The 14,879-nt window shown below is 73.1% G+C and carries 14 protein-coding genes and 1 rRNA gene; 5 read left to right on the top strand and 10 right to left on the bottom strand.

What is annotated here, in order from left to right:
• The 4 genes from SNE206_RS23065 to SNE206_RS23050 form a co-directional block, all read right to left on the bottom strand.
• Window positions 1-116: ribosomal RNA gene (locus tag SNE206_RS23065) — 16S ribosomal RNA — on the bottom strand; the annotation flags it as partial.
• 412 nt (window positions 117-528) lie between these two features.
• Window positions 529-1,317: a DUF3710 domain-containing protein gene (locus SNE206_RS23060; RefSeq protein WP_407915381.1), complete on the bottom strand. Its 789-nt coding sequence runs from the start codon at window positions 1,315-1,317 to the stop codon at window positions 529-531.
• An 82-nt stretch (window positions 1,318-1,399) separates the two neighbouring features.
• Window positions 1,400-1,867, bottom strand: coding sequence for a dUTP diphosphatase (dut, locus tag SNE206_RS23055; RefSeq protein WP_405011290.1), 468 nt, complete (start codon window positions 1,865-1,867; stop codon window positions 1,400-1,402).
• Window positions 1,864-2,433: a PaaI family thioesterase gene (locus SNE206_RS23050; protein ID WP_407915382.1), complete on the bottom strand. Its 570-nt coding sequence runs from the start codon at window positions 2,431-2,433 to the stop codon at window positions 1,864-1,866. Before SNE206_RS23050 ends, dut begins: the two co-directional genes overlap by 4 nt.
• Before the next feature lie 157 nt (window positions 2,434-2,590).
• Between SNE206_RS23050 and SNE206_RS23045 the strand changes: the two genes are divergently transcribed.
• The gene (locus SNE206_RS23045; RefSeq protein ID WP_407915380.1) at window positions 2,591-3,040 is read left to right on the top strand and encodes a DUF3093 domain-containing protein; all 450 of its coding nucleotides are present in this window, start codon (window positions 2,591-2,593) and stop codon (window positions 3,038-3,040) included.
• A 373-nt stretch (window positions 3,041-3,413) separates the two neighbouring features.
• On the opposite strand, the gene SNE206_RS23040 is transcribed toward SNE206_RS23045, so the two are convergent.
• The 4 genes from SNE206_RS23040 to SNE206_RS23025 form a co-directional block, all read right to left on the bottom strand.
• Window positions 3,414-3,713, bottom strand: coding sequence for a DUF4193 domain-containing protein (locus SNE206_RS23040; protein WP_407915379.1), 300 nt, complete (start codon window positions 3,711-3,713; stop codon window positions 3,414-3,416).
• Window positions 3,714-4,193: 480 nt separating this feature from the next.
• Complete coding sequence (locus SNE206_RS23035) at window positions 4,194-5,177, bottom strand: acyl-ACP desaturase (protein ID WP_407915378.1); 984 nt, start codon at window positions 5,175-5,177, stop codon at window positions 4,194-4,196.
• A 343-nt stretch (window positions 5,178-5,520) separates the two neighbouring features.
• The gene (locus SNE206_RS23030) at window positions 5,521-6,837 is read right to left on the bottom strand and encodes a sensor histidine kinase (RefSeq protein ID WP_407915377.1); all 1,317 of its coding nucleotides are present in this window, start codon (window positions 6,835-6,837) and stop codon (window positions 5,521-5,523) included.
• Window positions 6,838-6,880: 43 nt separating this feature from the next.
• Window positions 6,881-7,534 (bottom strand): response regulator transcription factor, encoded by a 654-nt coding sequence (locus SNE206_RS23025; RefSeq protein WP_405011294.1) that lies wholly within the window; start codon window positions 7,532-7,534, stop codon window positions 6,881-6,883.
• A gap of 525 nt (window positions 7,535-8,059) precedes the next feature.
• Between SNE206_RS23025 and SNE206_RS23020 the strand changes: the two genes are divergently transcribed.
• Window positions 8,060-8,245 carry a hypothetical protein gene (locus SNE206_RS23020; RefSeq protein ID WP_405011295.1) on the top strand — a complete coding sequence of 62 codons (186 nt, stop codon included), beginning with the start codon at window positions 8,060-8,062 and terminating at the stop codon, window positions 8,243-8,245.
• 194 nt (window positions 8,246-8,439) lie between these two features.
• Here SNE206_RS23020 and SNE206_RS23015 read toward each other — a convergent pair whose 3' ends face one another.
• Together SNE206_RS23015 and SNE206_RS23010 are read right to left on the bottom strand one after the other, a co-directional pair.
• Complete coding sequence (locus SNE206_RS23015) at window positions 8,440-9,255, bottom strand: inositol monophosphatase family protein (protein WP_407915376.1); 816 nt, start codon at window positions 9,253-9,255, stop codon at window positions 8,440-8,442.
• 47 nt (window positions 9,256-9,302) lie between these two features.
• Entirely contained in the window at window positions 9,303-10,439 is a 1,137-nt protein-coding gene (locus SNE206_RS23010) for a ferrochelatase (protein WP_407915375.1), read from the bottom strand.
• A 151-nt stretch (window positions 10,440-10,590) separates the two neighbouring features.
• Here SNE206_RS23010 and SNE206_RS23005 point away from each other — a divergent pair, with 151 nt between their 5' ends.
• From SNE206_RS23005 to sepH, 3 genes are all read left to right on the top strand, one after another.
• On the top strand, window positions 10,591-11,838 hold the full coding sequence (locus tag SNE206_RS23005) for an MFS transporter (RefSeq protein WP_407915374.1): 1,248 nt from the start codon (window positions 10,591-10,593) through the stop codon (window positions 11,836-11,838).
• Window positions 11,839-11,946: 108 nt separating this feature from the next.
• Window positions 11,947-13,263: a D-arabinono-1,4-lactone oxidase gene (locus SNE206_RS23000; protein WP_407915373.1), complete on the top strand. Its 1,317-nt coding sequence runs from the start codon at window positions 11,947-11,949 to the stop codon at window positions 13,261-13,263.
• Between the two features lie 441 nt (window positions 13,264-13,704).
• Window positions 13,705-14,784 (top strand): septation protein SepH, encoded by a 1,080-nt coding sequence (gene sepH, locus SNE206_RS22995; protein ID WP_407915372.1) that lies wholly within the window; start codon window positions 13,705-13,707, stop codon window positions 14,782-14,784.
• Window positions 14,785-14,879 lie beyond the last annotated feature (95 nt).

Genomic DNA, 14,879 nt, shown 5'->3' with positions numbered 1-14,879 from the left:
CACGTGTTACTCACCCGTTCGCCACTGATCCACCCCGAAGGGCTTCACCGTTCGACTTGCATGTGTTAAGCACGCCGCCAGCGTTCGTCCTGAGCCAGGATCAAACTCTCCGTGAATGATGACCCGTAATCGGGTTCACACCCGCGCAGAGCGGCACGGCAACCCCCGGAATAGGAAGTCCCGCGCACTGCGTCCTCGCTGTGTTTATGTACTACAAAAGGAATCTCCAACCCCAGGAAACCCTGAGGCCGGGGATGTCAACATATCTGGCGTTGACTTTTGGCACGCTGTTGAGTTCTCAAGGAACGGACACTTCCTTCGGACCGCCTTCCAGCGGACCCTCCGGGCGTTTCGCTCTTTCGTGTTCCCAGCTTATCAGAGTATTTCCGGCCCGTTTCACCGGGCGTTTTCTCTCCGACTCGCTTTTGCCGCCCCTCTCGGTGCGACTCCGGAACTGTACGGGGACCGGACCCCCGCAAGCAAATCGCCTCCGCCGGGCGGCGGCCCGGCGGAGGCGATGCCGGCGTTTCAGTGGACCTCGGTGATCTCCGGGCCACGGGCGAACGGGTCGAGAGAGGCCCCGCCGTAACGCGGGTCGCCCTCGGCGGGCGCACCGTCGGCCACCATCTGGGCGTCCTCGGGGAGCTTCAGCACGATCGGGTCGCGCGGCGCCATCGGCGTCTCACCGCGCACGACGACCGTCTGCTGGAAGACCTGCTCAAGGATGCCGGCCATCTCGGGCTGGACCGCGGCCTGGCCGGAGATCACACCCCGCAGGAACCAGCGCGGCCCGTCACAGCCGACGAAGCGGACGAGCTGCACGCCCTGGGTGCCGTCGGGAAGCTGGACGGGGACCTGGGCGCGCAGGTGCCACCCGAGCGTGCCCTCCTCCTCCTCCACGAGGCCGCCCTGCTGGGTGATGCCGTTCGCGATCTCGTCGCGGACCTCGCCCCAGATGCCCTCGGACTTCGGTGCGGCGAATGCCTGGAGCTGGATCGCGCTGTTGCCGAGGACCAGGGTGGCGGCGACGATCGCGTCCCCGGCCACCTCGACCCGGAGCTCCATGCCCTCGACCCCGGGGACGAGCAGGCCCCCGAGGTCCACGCGGCCCTCCTCGGGCTTCTCGAGCTCCGAGATGTCCCACGGACCGTCCGGGCGCGGGGCCGGCGGCAGGCCGACCCGCTCCGTCGGGTCCAGCTCGGTGTCGTTCTCGCTCTCGGCGGAACCTTCGACGTCATCGGCCGTCTCGTCGGCGCTGATGGCGTCCTCGGCGAGCTGCTCGACAGCGTCCTCGCTCTTCTGGCGACGACGGAACACGGTCACTGTCCTTCCCGGTCCGGGGCTGAGACCCGGGGACCGAAGTGAATACCTGCTCGGCTACTGCGAGACCGCGGGCATGCTAGACCGCGGCGTGGCCGCCGGTCGACCCGAACCCGCCCTCGGCTCGCGCGGAGCCGGGCAGCTCGGCCACCTCGTGGAACCGCGCTCTCTCGACCTGCTGGACGACCAGCTGGGCGATACGGTCCCCTCGACGGAAGCTGACACCTTCGCGCGGGTCCAGATTGACGACGATCACCTTGATCTCACCACGGTACCCGGCATCGACCGTCCCCGGGGCGTTCACGAGGGCAACTCCGCAACGAGCTGCGAGCCCGGATCGTGGATGCACGAACGCCGCGTAACCGTCCGGCAGCGCAATGGCGACACCGGTGGGAAGAACCGCCCGCTCGCCGGGTGCGAGCTCGGCGTCGACGGTGGTGCGGAGGTCCGCGCCGGCGTCGCCCGGGTGCTCGTAGCCGGGGAGCGGGAGCTCCGGATCGATCCGCCTGATCAGGATGTCCACCGGCGGACGGGCAGTGCTGGTCACGGGTTCACCTCGAAGGCTCGGGCGCGCTTGAACAGATCCGGGTCGTCCAGGGCCTGCTTGATGTCCTCCGGACGACCGTGCGTGGTGAAGTGTTCCAGCTTCACCTGGACGAAGAGTGCCTGGGCCCTGACCGCCACCGGCCCGTCGGGGCCTCCGATGCGGCCCTCGGCCGCGCTGTAGACCTTGCGCCCGTGCACGCCGGTCACCCGGGCGTGGATGTGGAGGTCGGCGTCGACCGGCACCGGGCGGACGAAGTCGGTCTCCAGCCGGCCGGTCACCGCCGGGGCGTGCAGCAGCCAGCTCAGCGTGCCGAGCGCCTCGTCCATCGCCGTGGTCAGCACGCCGCCGTGGGCGAGGCCGGGCGCGCCCTGGTGGACCTCCCGGACGGTGAACCGCGAGTCGACGGTGAGGCCCTCGCCGGCCACCGCGGTCAGCCGCAGTCCCTGCGGGTGGTCGGGGCCGCAGCCGAAGCAGAGGTCGTAGTGCGGGTCGAGCACCGTCCCGGGGGCGGGCGCCCCCGGGGCCCGGGGCGGCAGGACCGCGCCGGGCGGCGGCGTGGTGGGCAGGAGCGCGGCGGGGCGGGCCGCGGGGTCGTCGCCGGCGCTGCCGGGCGTCGGGGCGGAGGCGATGGATCCGGTCACAGCGGGGACCTTACCTGCCGGTAGCAACGGTTGAGGAGGGGTCGCGGCCGGAGCCCGCGGCCGCGCCGCCCACAATGGGGGCATGTACGACGAACGCCTCACCGTGCCCCGGTCCTGGTGGCTGCTCACCCTCGCCACCGGGTTCTCGTTCGCCCTGGTCCTGCTGCGCTTCAGCGCCCTCGGTGCGCTGATCGGACTGGTCGTCGGCATCGCCGCGACCGCGGCGGCCCTCAGCAGCTACGGCTCGGCCCGGATCAGGGTGGTGCAGGGGTCGCTCGTCGCGGGCCAGGCCCGGATCCCGGTCGACGCCCTGGGCGGCGTCGAGGTCCTCAACCCGTCCGAGGCGGTCGCCTGGCGCTCGGTGAAGGCCGATCCGCGCGCCTTCATGCTGCTGCGGAGCTACGTCCCCACCGCGCTGCGGGTGGAGGTCACCGACCCGGCCGACCCCACGCCGTACCTGTACCTCTCGACGCGTTCGCCGCAGAAACTGGCCGACGCGCTGCAGGGCTCCCGCCGGGGCACCCAGCGCTGACCCCCTGACGCCCCCTGGAGGGCCCGTGGCAGGCCGTACGGCCGCTGCCCGGGCCCTTCTCCGTCTCCCGGGGCCGAGCCGGACGGAGACGGGCGGCGGCGTCCCCCCGGTCGCACCGGCATCACGGCGGGAGAAGGCGGGCGAAGGCGGGAGAAAGCGGGCGGTGGCGGGCGGGCGTCCGGGCCCGGAGACGGAGGAGGGACGGCTCCGCGGCTGCGGACCGTCCCCATGCTCCTCGTGTCGCAGGCCTGACCCCTGCGGGTGCGGCACCCCGTAGGGTCCGCGTCAGCCTCCGGCCCTGCTGCCCAGGGCCGGCGGGATTGACCTGCCGGGCCGACGGTGAGGCGTCGGGCCCGGCCGTTCCCCACGGTGCTCAGGCGCCGCAGTCCCGGCAGATCGGCGAGCCGTTCTTCTCGCTGTACAGCTGGCTGCGGTGGTGCACCAGGAAGCAGCTCATGCAGGTGAACTCGTCGGCCTGGCGCGGCAGCACCCTGACCGACAGCTCCTCGTTCGAGAGGTCTGCCCCGGGCAGCTCAAGGCCCTCCGCCGCGTCGAACTCGTCGATGTCGACCGAACCGGTCGTCTTCTCGTTCCGGCGCGCCTTCAGTTCCTCGATGCTGTCCTCGTTGAGGTCGTCATCGGTCTTACGTGGGGTGTCGTAGTCCGTTGCCATGTTTCGCTCTCCCCCTTTGGGTGTGTGCGGGTATCTCCAGCGCACGTAACGCATGGGGGGCCGGTCTTGTGCCCGACCCGAGGCGGAGATTTTGCCTTACTTCAAGCCCCGTTACTCAATCGACACCCGGTTTCGGACCCGTTGGGGTGACCGAATGGCGTTCGGACACCCTGACCGGGCCTCACCCGTATGGGCGCGAATCCCGAACCGGGCAGCTACCGAAGGTAGCCGGACCCCGGCACCCCGGCGGCCAAATCACCTCAACTGCAGGCTATTTGGCGCCAGATCGACAAATCGGTGAACTTCGGCGGCCGTCACCCTGCGCCACCGCCGGCGACGGCGCGTCCGCGGTCGAACGGCGTCGGCCGAACGTGTCGGGCAGCACGGTGTGAGCCTCCTCACACCCCCAACTTTTCCGAAAAATCACGACAATCCGGCCCGCCCCGAACACCCGCCGCAGCGGGGCAGGACGGGCCCGGATCACTTCCGGGCGGCGTTGGCGGCGCGGCGCGCGAGCAGCGCGGCCTGCCGCTCGTCGAACTTCGTGGCCTGCGCGTCGAGGCCGTCCAGGAAGACGCCGAGGCGGTCCTGCGCGGCCTGGCCGGACGCACCCAGCCCGGTGGTCTCCATGACCTTCAGGTTGCGGAGCACGGGCTGCAGGACGTCGTCGAGGTGGATCCGCAGGTTGTACACGCCGCCGATGGCGATCTGGGCCGCCGAGCGCTCGAAGCCGGGCATGCCGTGGCCAGGCATCCGGAAGTCGGTGACGACCTCGGTGATGGCGTTCATCGCCTCGTCCGGCGCGATCTCCAGGGCCGCCCGGAGGAGGTTCCGGTAGAAGACCATGTGGAGGTTCTCGTCGTTGGCGATCTTCGCCAGCAGCTGGTCGCAGAGCGGGTCGCCGGAGTGGTGGCCGGTGTTCCGGTGCGAGATGCGGGTGGCGAGTTCCTGGAAGGCCACGTACGCGACGGAGTGCAGCATGCTGTGCGAGTTGTCCGACTCGAAGCCCTCCGCCATGTGCGTCATGCGGGCCCGCTCCAGCTCCACCGGGTCGACGGCCCGGGTGGCGAGCAGGTAGTCGCGGATGGCTATGCCGTGCCGGCCCTCCTCCGCCGTCCAGCGGTGCACCCATGTGCCCCAGGCGCCCTCGCGGCCGAACATCGTCGCGATCTCGTGGTGGTAGCTCGGGAGGTTGTCCTCGGTGAGCAGGTTGACCACCAGCGAGACCCGGGCCAGCGGGGTGACCTTGGACTGCTCCAGCGACCACGCCTCGCCGCCGAGCACGCCGTCGAAGTCGCGCCCCTGGCCCCACGGCACGTACTCGTGCGGCATCCACTCCTTGGCGACCTTGAGGTGACGGTCCAGCTCGGTCTCCACGACCTCTTCCAGCGCCATGATCAGCTTGGCGTCGGTCCAGGCGGTCGACACGGGCGAGGCGGTGCGCTGCACGGGTGCGGTGGTCATGGCTGGTGCTCCTTGGGCGGCGTCCGGCGCATCGGGCACGAGCGCCGGGGCGGCGCGCGGACGGTGTCGGGAACGGATCGGGGCGGTGGCCCGGAGGGGGCTGGACGAGCGGGACGCGGACCCCGGGCCGACCTGTCGCGGGGTCCGGGACCGACTCACTTACGGATGCGTAGGTTACGACACCGTAAGTTGTTCCGGCAGCAAAAGACAAGCCGCCCCTGCCAGCGCTTATGTCGTTCTGACACGGCGGCAGGGGCGGGTGTTCGCGGTCGGTGATGGTCAGCGCACGGAGCGGCGCCGGGCGGCGGGGCCGGCCCGGCCGGGGAGGGGGCGCAGGGCGGCCTCAGGGGCCGGGGATCCGCACCCGGACGGTCAGGCCGCCACCGGGGCGCGGGGCGGCCTCGATGGTGCCCCCGTGGGCCCGCACGACGGACCGGACGATGGACAGGCCGAGGCCCACGCCCTTGTCGCTGCGCGTGCGGTCCGCACCCTTCACCCGGCGGAACGGCTCGAAGATGTGCTCCATCTCGTAGCCGGGCACGACCGGGCCGGTGTTCGAGACGGTCAGCTCGCCGACCCCGCCCGGGGCCGGTGCGGTGGAGATCTCCACCCAGCCGTCGGGGCTGTTGTAGCGCACCGCGTTCTGCAGCAGGTTCAGCGCGATCCGCTCCAGCAGGATGCCGTTGCCCGAGACGGTCACCGGGTTGAGCTCGGGCCGCAGGTCGACCTCCCGGCCGGACGCCTCCGGGCGGAGCTGCTCCAGGGCGCGCAGCGCCACCTCGGACAGCTCGACCGGCCGCCGGTCGATGATCTCGTTGTCGCTGCGCGCGAGCAGCAGCAGGCCCTCCACCAGCTGCTCGCTGCGCTCGTTGGTGGCGAGCAGCGTCTTGCCGAGCTGCTGGAGGTCGGCGGAGGCCGCCGGGTCGGAGAGCTGGACCTCCAGCAGGGTCCGGTTGATCGCCAGCGGGGTGCGCAGTTCGTGCGAGGCGTTGGCGACGAAGCGGCGCTGCGAGTCGAAGGACCGGTCGAGCCGGTCGAGCATGTCGTCGAAGGTGTCGGCGAGCTCCTTGAGCTCGTCGTCGGGGCCGTCGAGCTGGATGCGGCGGTGCAGGTCGGAGCCGGCCACCTCGCGGGCGGTGCGGGTGATCCGGCCGAGCGGCCGCAGCACCCGGCCGGCCATGGCGTAGCCGGCGACGAAGGCGATCACGGCCAGGCAGATCAGCGCGGTGAGGGCCTTGCGGAGCAGCAGGTTGAGCGAGCGCTCGGCCTCGGCGTCCTGGTAGTGGTCGAGCCACCGGGTGAGGTCGGCCTGGGTGGTGATGACCGTGCCGTCGGGGGTGGTGATGGTGACCCCGGGGCCGAGGCGGAGCGAGGGCAGGGTGGCGTTCTGCATGGCCTCGCGGACGAAGTAGTACATCAGCAGCAGCAGGACGACGCCGGCCATCAGGAACATGCCGCCGTAGAGCAGCGTGAGGCGGATCCGGACGGTGGGGCGGAGCGAGAACCACGCGAAGAGGCCGTCGCCGGGCTGGTACTCCGTGGTGGCCCTCGGCGTGGAGGTGGTGGTGCCCAGCGGCGGGCGGGCAGGGCGCGGGGGCACCTGGCCCGGGCCGCCGGCGGGCGCGCCGGGGGCCCCGCCGGCGGGGGGCGGGGTGGTCATGGCCTGTCCTCTCGGGTGCTGCGGGTCGGTCCGGGGTGCCGGGTCAGATGCGGTAGCCGGAGCCGGGCACGGTGACGATGACGGCGGGGTCGCCGAGCTTGCGGCGCAGGGTCATCACGGTGACCCGGACGACGTTGGTGAACGGGTCGGTGTGCTCGTCCCACGCCTTCTCCAGGAGCTGTTCGGCGGAGACGACGGCGCCTCCGGCGCGCATCAGCACCTCCAGGACGGCGAACTCCTTGGGAGCCAGCTGGACGGTCCGGCCGTCGCGGAGCACCTCGCGGCGGCCGGGGTCGAGGCTGATGCCGGCGCGTTCCAGCACCGGTGGCAGCGGGACGGTGGCGCGGCGGCCCAGGGCGCGTACGCGGGCGACGAGTTCGCTGAAGGCGAACGGCTTGGGCAGGTAGTCGTCGGCGCCGATCTCCAGCCCCTCGACCCGGTCGCTGATGTCGCCGGACGCGGTCAGCATGATCACGCGGGTGGCCAGGCCCTGCTCGACGACCTTGCGGCAGACGTCGTCGCCGTGGACCAGCGGGAGGTCGCGGTCGAGGACGACGACGTCGTAGTCGTTGACGGCGATGCGCTGCAGGGCGGCCTCCCCGTCGTACACCACGTCGACGGCCATGGCCTCGCGGCGCAGCCCGGTGGCCACGGCCTCGGCGAGCAGCTGCTCGTCCTCGACGACGAGTACCCGCACGGTGGTTGTCCCTTCCTCAGGAGCGGCCCGCCGTGCTCCGCCCGGGCGAGCCGTGGTGCGCCGGACGCGGAGCGGGCCCGGGGGCCGGGCTCCGACGGTGCCTCCATCCTGCCTGGTCCCCGGGTAAAGCAGCAGTAAGCGGGGGTGCCCCGGCGGGCTCGACCCCCGCCGACCGGCGGTGACGTGCCGGGAGCGGCCGCGGCGGGCGGCCGAGCCGGTGGGCCGCGCTCCGTTTGGACTGTGACACGGGCAACTTTTCCGCCTTTTCCTCCCGGGGGAGGTTTCCCTGCGGCGGGGCTGGGGAGGACAAGCTCACACCGCGATCGCGCCGTGCGCGGATCGCACCCACCCGCCGTGTGTTCATCCGCACCGGTTCGGGGGATCGATGTCACCGGGAGCGGCCGACGAGCCGTCTCCGCGCCCACCCCGGGAACCAGCACCGCCCCGCCGTGGCACGTTCCGTGACAGGACCGCCGACCGGGGAGCACGCGGATCCGTGCCCGTCCGACACAGCAAGGGGGCCGTATGGACGCCTTCACCACCGGAATCCTGCAGCGCATACAGAACGCGGAGCAGGATCTCCACCGCGCTCTCGAGTCCGGGGACGAGTTCCTGGCCGAGGTCGAGCAGTCCGAGCTCGAGGACCTGCGCCGGCTGGCCGCCGAGCACGGCGTCGATCCGGTGCACGAGATGCACCGTTCGGCCGCCTGACCCGGGAGCAGGCCCGGCACCGTCCGTCCCGCTCCGGCGGGGCCCGTGACATCAGCAGCATCGCAGGACCCATCAGCGAGCCCTGGCACCGTCCGTGTGCCAGGGCCCCTTCGCTGCCCGGGCCCGCAGACCCCCGCCCGGGGGGCCTGCGGGCCCGTCGGCGTCTGCGGGGCGGGCGAGGGCCGGTCGCGGGCTCAGTCGTGCCAGGCGCCGAGGGCGTCGAGGCGGGCCCGGAGGGGTTCGAGGATCCCGGGCACCCCGGCGACGGTGAGTTCGCCGTCGGCGGGCCGTCCCGGACGGCCGCCGGAGAGTGCGCCGGCCTCGTGGGCGATCAGCAGGCCCGCCGCGTGGTCCCAGGGCTTGAGGCCGCGCTCGTAGAAGGCGTCGATCCGGCCGGCCGCGAGGTCGCACAGGTCGACGGCGGCGGCGCCCGCCCGGCGGATGTCCCGCACCTCGGGCATCAGTGCCAGCAGGACCTCCGCCTGGTGGACGCGGACGGTTCGGACGTAGTTGAAGCCGGTCGCCACCAGGGCCTGCCCCCACGGCGGTGCCGGGCGGACGGCCGCCGGGCGGCCGTCGAGGTGGGCGCCGCCGCCGCGGACGGCGTGGAAGAGCTCCCCGCGGGCGGGTACGGCGACGACGCCGACGACGGCCTCGCCGTCGAGTTCGGCGGCCACGCTGACACCCCAGGAGGGTAGTCCGTACAGGTAGTTGACGGTGCCGTCGAGCGGGTCGACGACCCAGCGCACCCCGGAGGTGCCGGGGCGTTCGGTGCCCTCCTCGCCGAGGTAGCCGTCGTCGGGGCGGCGGGTGGCGATGAGTTCCTGGACGAGCTTCTCGGAGGCGAGGTCCATCTCCGTCACGACGTCGACGGGGCTGCTCTTCGTGGCGGCGACGCCGAGGTCGGCGGGGCGGCCGTCGAGGAGCAGCGTGCCGGCCGCGCGGGCGGCCTCGACGGCGACGGCGAGCAGGTCGGCGAGCAGGGTCTCGGACGCGTCGGGTGCGGGCACGCTGGTTCCTCCTGGGGTGCGGACGGGCGGACGGGCCGGTGGCCGGGTCACTGCTCGGCGGCGGCGGGCCGCGGCGCCCGGGGGTTGGGGCAGCAGGCGACGGCGCAGACGTCGTGGCTCGGTCCGAGGGCGCCCAGGGCGCAGCGGTCCACCACGGCGCCGCGCTCGGTGGCGGCGCGCTCCAGGACGAGGTCGCGGACGGCCGCGGTGAAGCGGGGGTCGGTCCCGACGGTGGCGGCGCGGGTGAGCGGCAGGCCGAGTCCGGCGGCCTTGGCCACGGCCTCGGTGTCGAGGTCGTAGCGGACCTCCATGTGGTCGGAGACGAAGCCGATCGGCACCAGGACGGCGGCGGGCGTGCCGGAGGCGTGCAGCTCTTCGAGGCGGTCGCAGACGTCGGGCTCCAGCCACGGGGTGTGCGGGGCGCCGCTGCGGCTCTGGTAGACGAGCTCCCAGGGGCGGTCGGCGACGCCGGTGGCGTCCGCGACGGCGTCGGCGACGAGCCGGGCGACGGCGAGGTGCTGGGCGACGTACGCGCCGCCGTCGTGGCCGCGGGCCGGGTCGTCGGGGGCGCCGGAGGTGTCGGCCATGGCGACGGGGACGGAGTGCGTGGTGAAGACGAGGCGGGCGCCGTCGCGGACGGCGGCGGGGATCCCGGTGAGCGCGGCGAGGGTCGCGTCGGTCATCGGTCCGACGAAGCCGGGGTGGTTGTAGAAGTGCCGGAGCTTGTCGACGCGCAGTGCGGGCAGGCCCTCGGCGTCGAGGGTCCGCAGGGCGTCGGCGAGGTTCTCGCGGTACTGGCGGCAGCCGGAGTACCCGGCGTACGCGCTGGTGGCGAGGGTGAGCACGCGGCGGTGGCCGTCGGCGGCGATCTCCCGCAGGGTGTCGGTCAGGTAGGGGGCCCAGTTCCGGTTGCCCCAGTAGACCGGCAGGTCGAGTCCGTGCTCGGCGAAGTCCTTGCGGAGTGCGGCGAGCAGCTCGCGGTTCTGCTCGTTGATCGGGCTGACCCCGTCGAAGAGGAAGTAGTGGCGGCCGACCTCGGCCAGGCGCTCCTTGGGGATGCCGCGGCCCCGGGTGACGTTCTCCAGGAACGGGACGACGTCCTCCGGTCCCTCCGGGCCGCCGAAGGAGAGCAGCAGCAGCGCGTCGTAGGGGGTGTGGTCGGTGGAGGTGTGCGAGTCGGGCATGGATCCGATCCTGCCACCCGGTGCGGGGGCGCAGGCGGCGGGCGGCCGTTCGGGGCGAAATGTCGTCGTGGGGAGGCCGGGGCGGTTCGTAAGCTGGAGGTTCGTAAGCTGTCCATACGATTGACGTTCCTTACCGACCCGCGGAGCACCAGTGCTGTCCAGTTACCGCCAGATCTTCGCCGCACCCGGCAGCCTGGCCTTCTCCGCCAGCGGGTTCGTCTCCCGGCTGCCCATCTCGATGACGGGCATCGGCATCGTCACCATGCTCTCCCAGCTGCGCGGCTCGTACGGCATCGCGGGCGCCGTCTCCGCGGTGCTCGCGCTCTCCGCCGCCGCCCTGGGGCCGCAGGTCTCGCGCCTGGTCGACCGGCACGGGCAGCGCCGGGTGACCCTCCCCGCGACCGCGCTCACGCTGGCGGCCGCGACCGCGCTGCTGGCCTGCGCCCGGCTGGGGGCGCCGGACTGGACGCTGTTCGTGTGCGCGGTCGGGATGGGCGTGATGCCGAGCACCGGTTCGATGGTGCGGGCCCGCTGGGCGCACCTCTACCGCGACCGGCCGGAGCGGCTGCACACCGCGTACTCCTTCGAGGCCGTCATGGACGAGGTGTGCTTCATCGTCGGGCCGATCCTGTCGATCGGCCTCGCCACGGCGGTGTTCCCGGAGGCCGGGGTCGCGCTGGCGGCGGTGTTCCTGCTGGTCGGCGTGGTGCTGTTCACCGCGCAGCGCCGTACCGAGCCGCCGGTGCACCCGGCGGCCCACCGGGCGGGCGGTTCGGCGATCCGCTCGGCCGGCCTGCAGGTGCTGGTGGTGACCTTCGTGGCCACCGGTGCGATCTTCGGCTCGGTCGAGGTGGTCACGGTCGCGTTCGCGGAGGACCAGGGCCACACCGCCGCGTCCAGCCTGGTGCTCGCGGTGTACGCCCTGGGCTCCTGCCTGGCCGGGGTCGTGTTCGGCGCGCTGCGGCCGAAGGGGTCGATGGCCGGGCGGTTCCTCGGCGGGGTGGCGGCGATGGCCGCCGGCATGCTGCCGCTGGTGCTCGTGGCGGCCCTGCTGGACGGCACGGCCGGCCTGGCCGGCATCGGCGCGGCGCTGTTCCTGGCCGGGCTCTCCATCTCCCCCACGATGATCACGGCGATGGCGCTGGTCGAACGGCTCGTCCCGGCCGCGCAGCTCACCGAGGGCATGACGTGGACCACGACCGGGCTCGCCCTCGGCGTGGCGCTCGGCTCCTCCACGGCGGGCTGGGTGGTCGACGGCGCGGGCAGCGCCACCGCGTACTGGGTGCCGGTCTCCGCGGCGCTGTTCGCCGTGGTCACCGCCGTCGGCGGCCTGCCGAGGCTGCGCAGCGGCCTCCGCAGCCCCGAGCCGGAGCCGGTCGCCAGCAGCACCGGCCCCTGAGGGCGCCGCGTCGGGGAACGGGCTCCCCCGACAGGCATGGACCAGCGGGAACCGAGTGACTACGCTCCCCCTACTTGACGGTAGTTTCGTGAGCAGGAGGCACCCCGCATGCCCCACGGCACCACCCCCGGCACCTGGAGCAACTGGGCCGGCAACCAGAGCGCCCGGCCCGCCCGGGTCGCCGTCCCGTCCTCGGCCGAGGAGATCGGCGAGACGGTGCGCCGGGCCGCCGAGCGGGGGCAGCGGGTGAAGGCCGTCGGCTCGGGCCACTCCTTCACCGCGATCGCCTCGGCGGGCGACGCGGTGCTCGTCCGGCCCGACGCGCTCACCGCCGTCCGCGAGCTGGACCGCGAGGCGGGCACGGTCACGGTCGAGTCCGGCCTCACCCTGGACCGGCTGAACCGGCTGCTCGCCGCCGCCGGGCTCTCGCTCACCAACATGGGCGACATCGAGGTGCAGACCGTGGCCGGCGCGACGAGCACCGGCACGCACGGCACCGGCCGCGAGTCGGGCTCGCTCGCGGCGCAGATCCGGGCGCTGGAGATCGTGCTCGCGGACGGCAGCGTGCAGCACTGCTCCCCCACCGAGAACCCCGAGCTCTTCCACGGCGCCCGGCTGGGTCTCGGCGCGCTCGGCGTGGTCAGCGCGATCACCTTCGGCGTCGAGCCGGCCTTCCTGCTCACCGCGCACGAGAAGCCGATGACGTTCGACGCGGTGCTCGCGGAGTTCGACGACCTGACGGCGGTCAACGAGCACTTCGAGTTCTACTGGTTCCCGCACACGGACCTGTGCACCACCAAGCGCAACAACCGCAGCCAGGGCCCGGCCGCGCCGCTGCCGCGGTTCAAGGCGTGGCTGGAGGACGACTTCCTGTCGAACACCGTGTGGGAGGGCGCCTGCCGGGTGGGCCGCCGCATCCCCGCGGCGATCCCCTCGATCGCGCAGGTCGCCGGGCGCGCCTGGTCGGAGCGGACGTACACCGACACCGCGTACAAGGTGTTCACCAGCCCGCGGCGGGTGCGCTTCACCGAGATGGAGTACGCCGTGCCGCGCGAGGCCGGCACCGCCGTGCTGCGGGAGCTGAAGGCCCTCGTGGAGCGGTCCGACTGGCGGATCAGCTTCCCCGTGGAGGTGCGGGTGGCCCCGGCCGACGACCTGTGGATGTCCACCGCGAACGGCCGGGACAGCGTCTACATCGCCGTCCACCTCTACCGGGGCACGACGGACCCCGGCTACTTCACCGAGGTCGAGCGGCTCATGACGGCGTACCGGGGCCGCCCGCACTGGGGGAAGCTGCACACCCGCGACGCCGCGTACCTGGCGGACGTCTACCCGCACTTCGGCGACTTCACCGCGCTGCGCGACAAGGTCGACCCGGACCGGGTCTTCGCCAACGACCACCTGCGCCGGGTGCTGGGGGCCTGAACCCGCGTCAGCCCGCCGCCGGGGCACCCGAAATGAGGACAATTCAACCCATTGGGTACACAACGGGACACGAGGGGGGCGTTCCGGTGCCGGGCGGTCGATATATGTGAAGATGATCACCGTTCGGCGATCGACCCGCCCGCTCCGGTGCGCCCGCTCTTGAGATTCCGGTGAATCACGGGAGACTTGAGCGGCGAGCCGCCCCGCCGGATGCCACGAATGGAGTACTGTTCGTGGGGCCTGAGCCTTCGGTGATCCTGTTGACTGCCCGTCTGACAGCGGCCCTAGGGCCCGGACGCGACGTCGACCGGCGACGTGGCGAACAGGCAACCGTGCCACAACGGCGTACCGGGTTCGAAGCCCGACACGCCGGGTAACTCTGCAAGGTTGTGGCCAGTCGCAGGCGGGCAGGCCACACTCAGTACGGGAGCAGCGACGCAGGTGACGTCGGCAGGCACCACCCGGGAGGTAACCGTGCCCGAACTGCGCGTCGTGGCCGTCAGCAACGACGGCACACGGCTGGTGCTCAAGGCTGCCGACAGCACGGAGTACACCCTCCCCATCGACGAGCGGCTGCGCGCCGCCGTCCGCGGCGACCGGCCCCGCCTCGGCCAGATCGAGATCGAGGTCGAGAGCCACCTCCGCCCCCGCGACATCCAGGCCCGGATACGAGCCGGTGCCTCCGCGGAGGAGGTCGCACAGGCCGCGGGCATCTCCGTCGACCGCGTCCGGCGCTTCGAGGGCCCCGTGCTCGCCGAGCGCGCCTTCATGGCCGAACGCGCCCGCAAGACCGCGATCCGCCGGCACGGCGAGTCGACCGGCCCCCAGCTGGGCGAGGCCGTCTCCGAACGCCTGACCCTGCGCGCCGCCGAGAAGGACACCGAGCAGTGGGACTCCTGGCGCCGCGACGACGGCACCTGGGAGATCGTGCTCGTCTACCGCGCCGACGGCGAGCACCGCCGGGCGTGCTGGACGTACGACCCGCCGCGCCGCCTGGTCCAGCCGACCGACGACGAGGCCCGCGCACTGATCGGCGAGAGCGTCGAACGCGACGAGGACTCGGTCTTCCCGTTCATCCCGCGGATCGCCCGGCTCCCCCAGGACCGGCCGGCCCGCCCGATGATCGAGCGGCCCTCGGCCGACCGGATCATGTCGTCGCGGGAGGTCCGCGAGGCGCGCGAGGCCACGGCCGAGAACCGCGACTCGCTCACCAGCCTGCTCGACGTGGTGCCCGCCTACCGCGGCGACCTGGCCATCGGCCCGGCGCCCGAGCCGGTCGTCGCCGAGGAACCCGAGGTGGCCGAGGAACCGGCCGCCCCGGCCGCCCCCGCCGCCCAGGTCGGCGCCGGATCGGCGTACGCGGACATCCTGATGCCCCGCGCGGTCGCCCCGCACCGCGACCGGCTCGTCGGCACCACCGACCGGCAGGCCGAGGCCGACGGCGTCCGCCCCGGCCGCCGCGCGACCGTGCCCAGCTGGGACGAGATCGTCTTCGGCAGCCGCCGCAAGAAGCAGGAGTAGGCAGCACCGCCCGTGCGGGGGGGGGGCCCCCCCCCCCGGGGGCGCCCCCCCCCCCCCCGCGGGGCCCCCCGCCCCCCCCCGCCGCCGCCCCCCGC

The organism is Kitasatospora sp. NE20-6, assembly GCF_045862635.1.
This window is presented reverse-complemented; position numbering and strand designations above follow the sequence as displayed.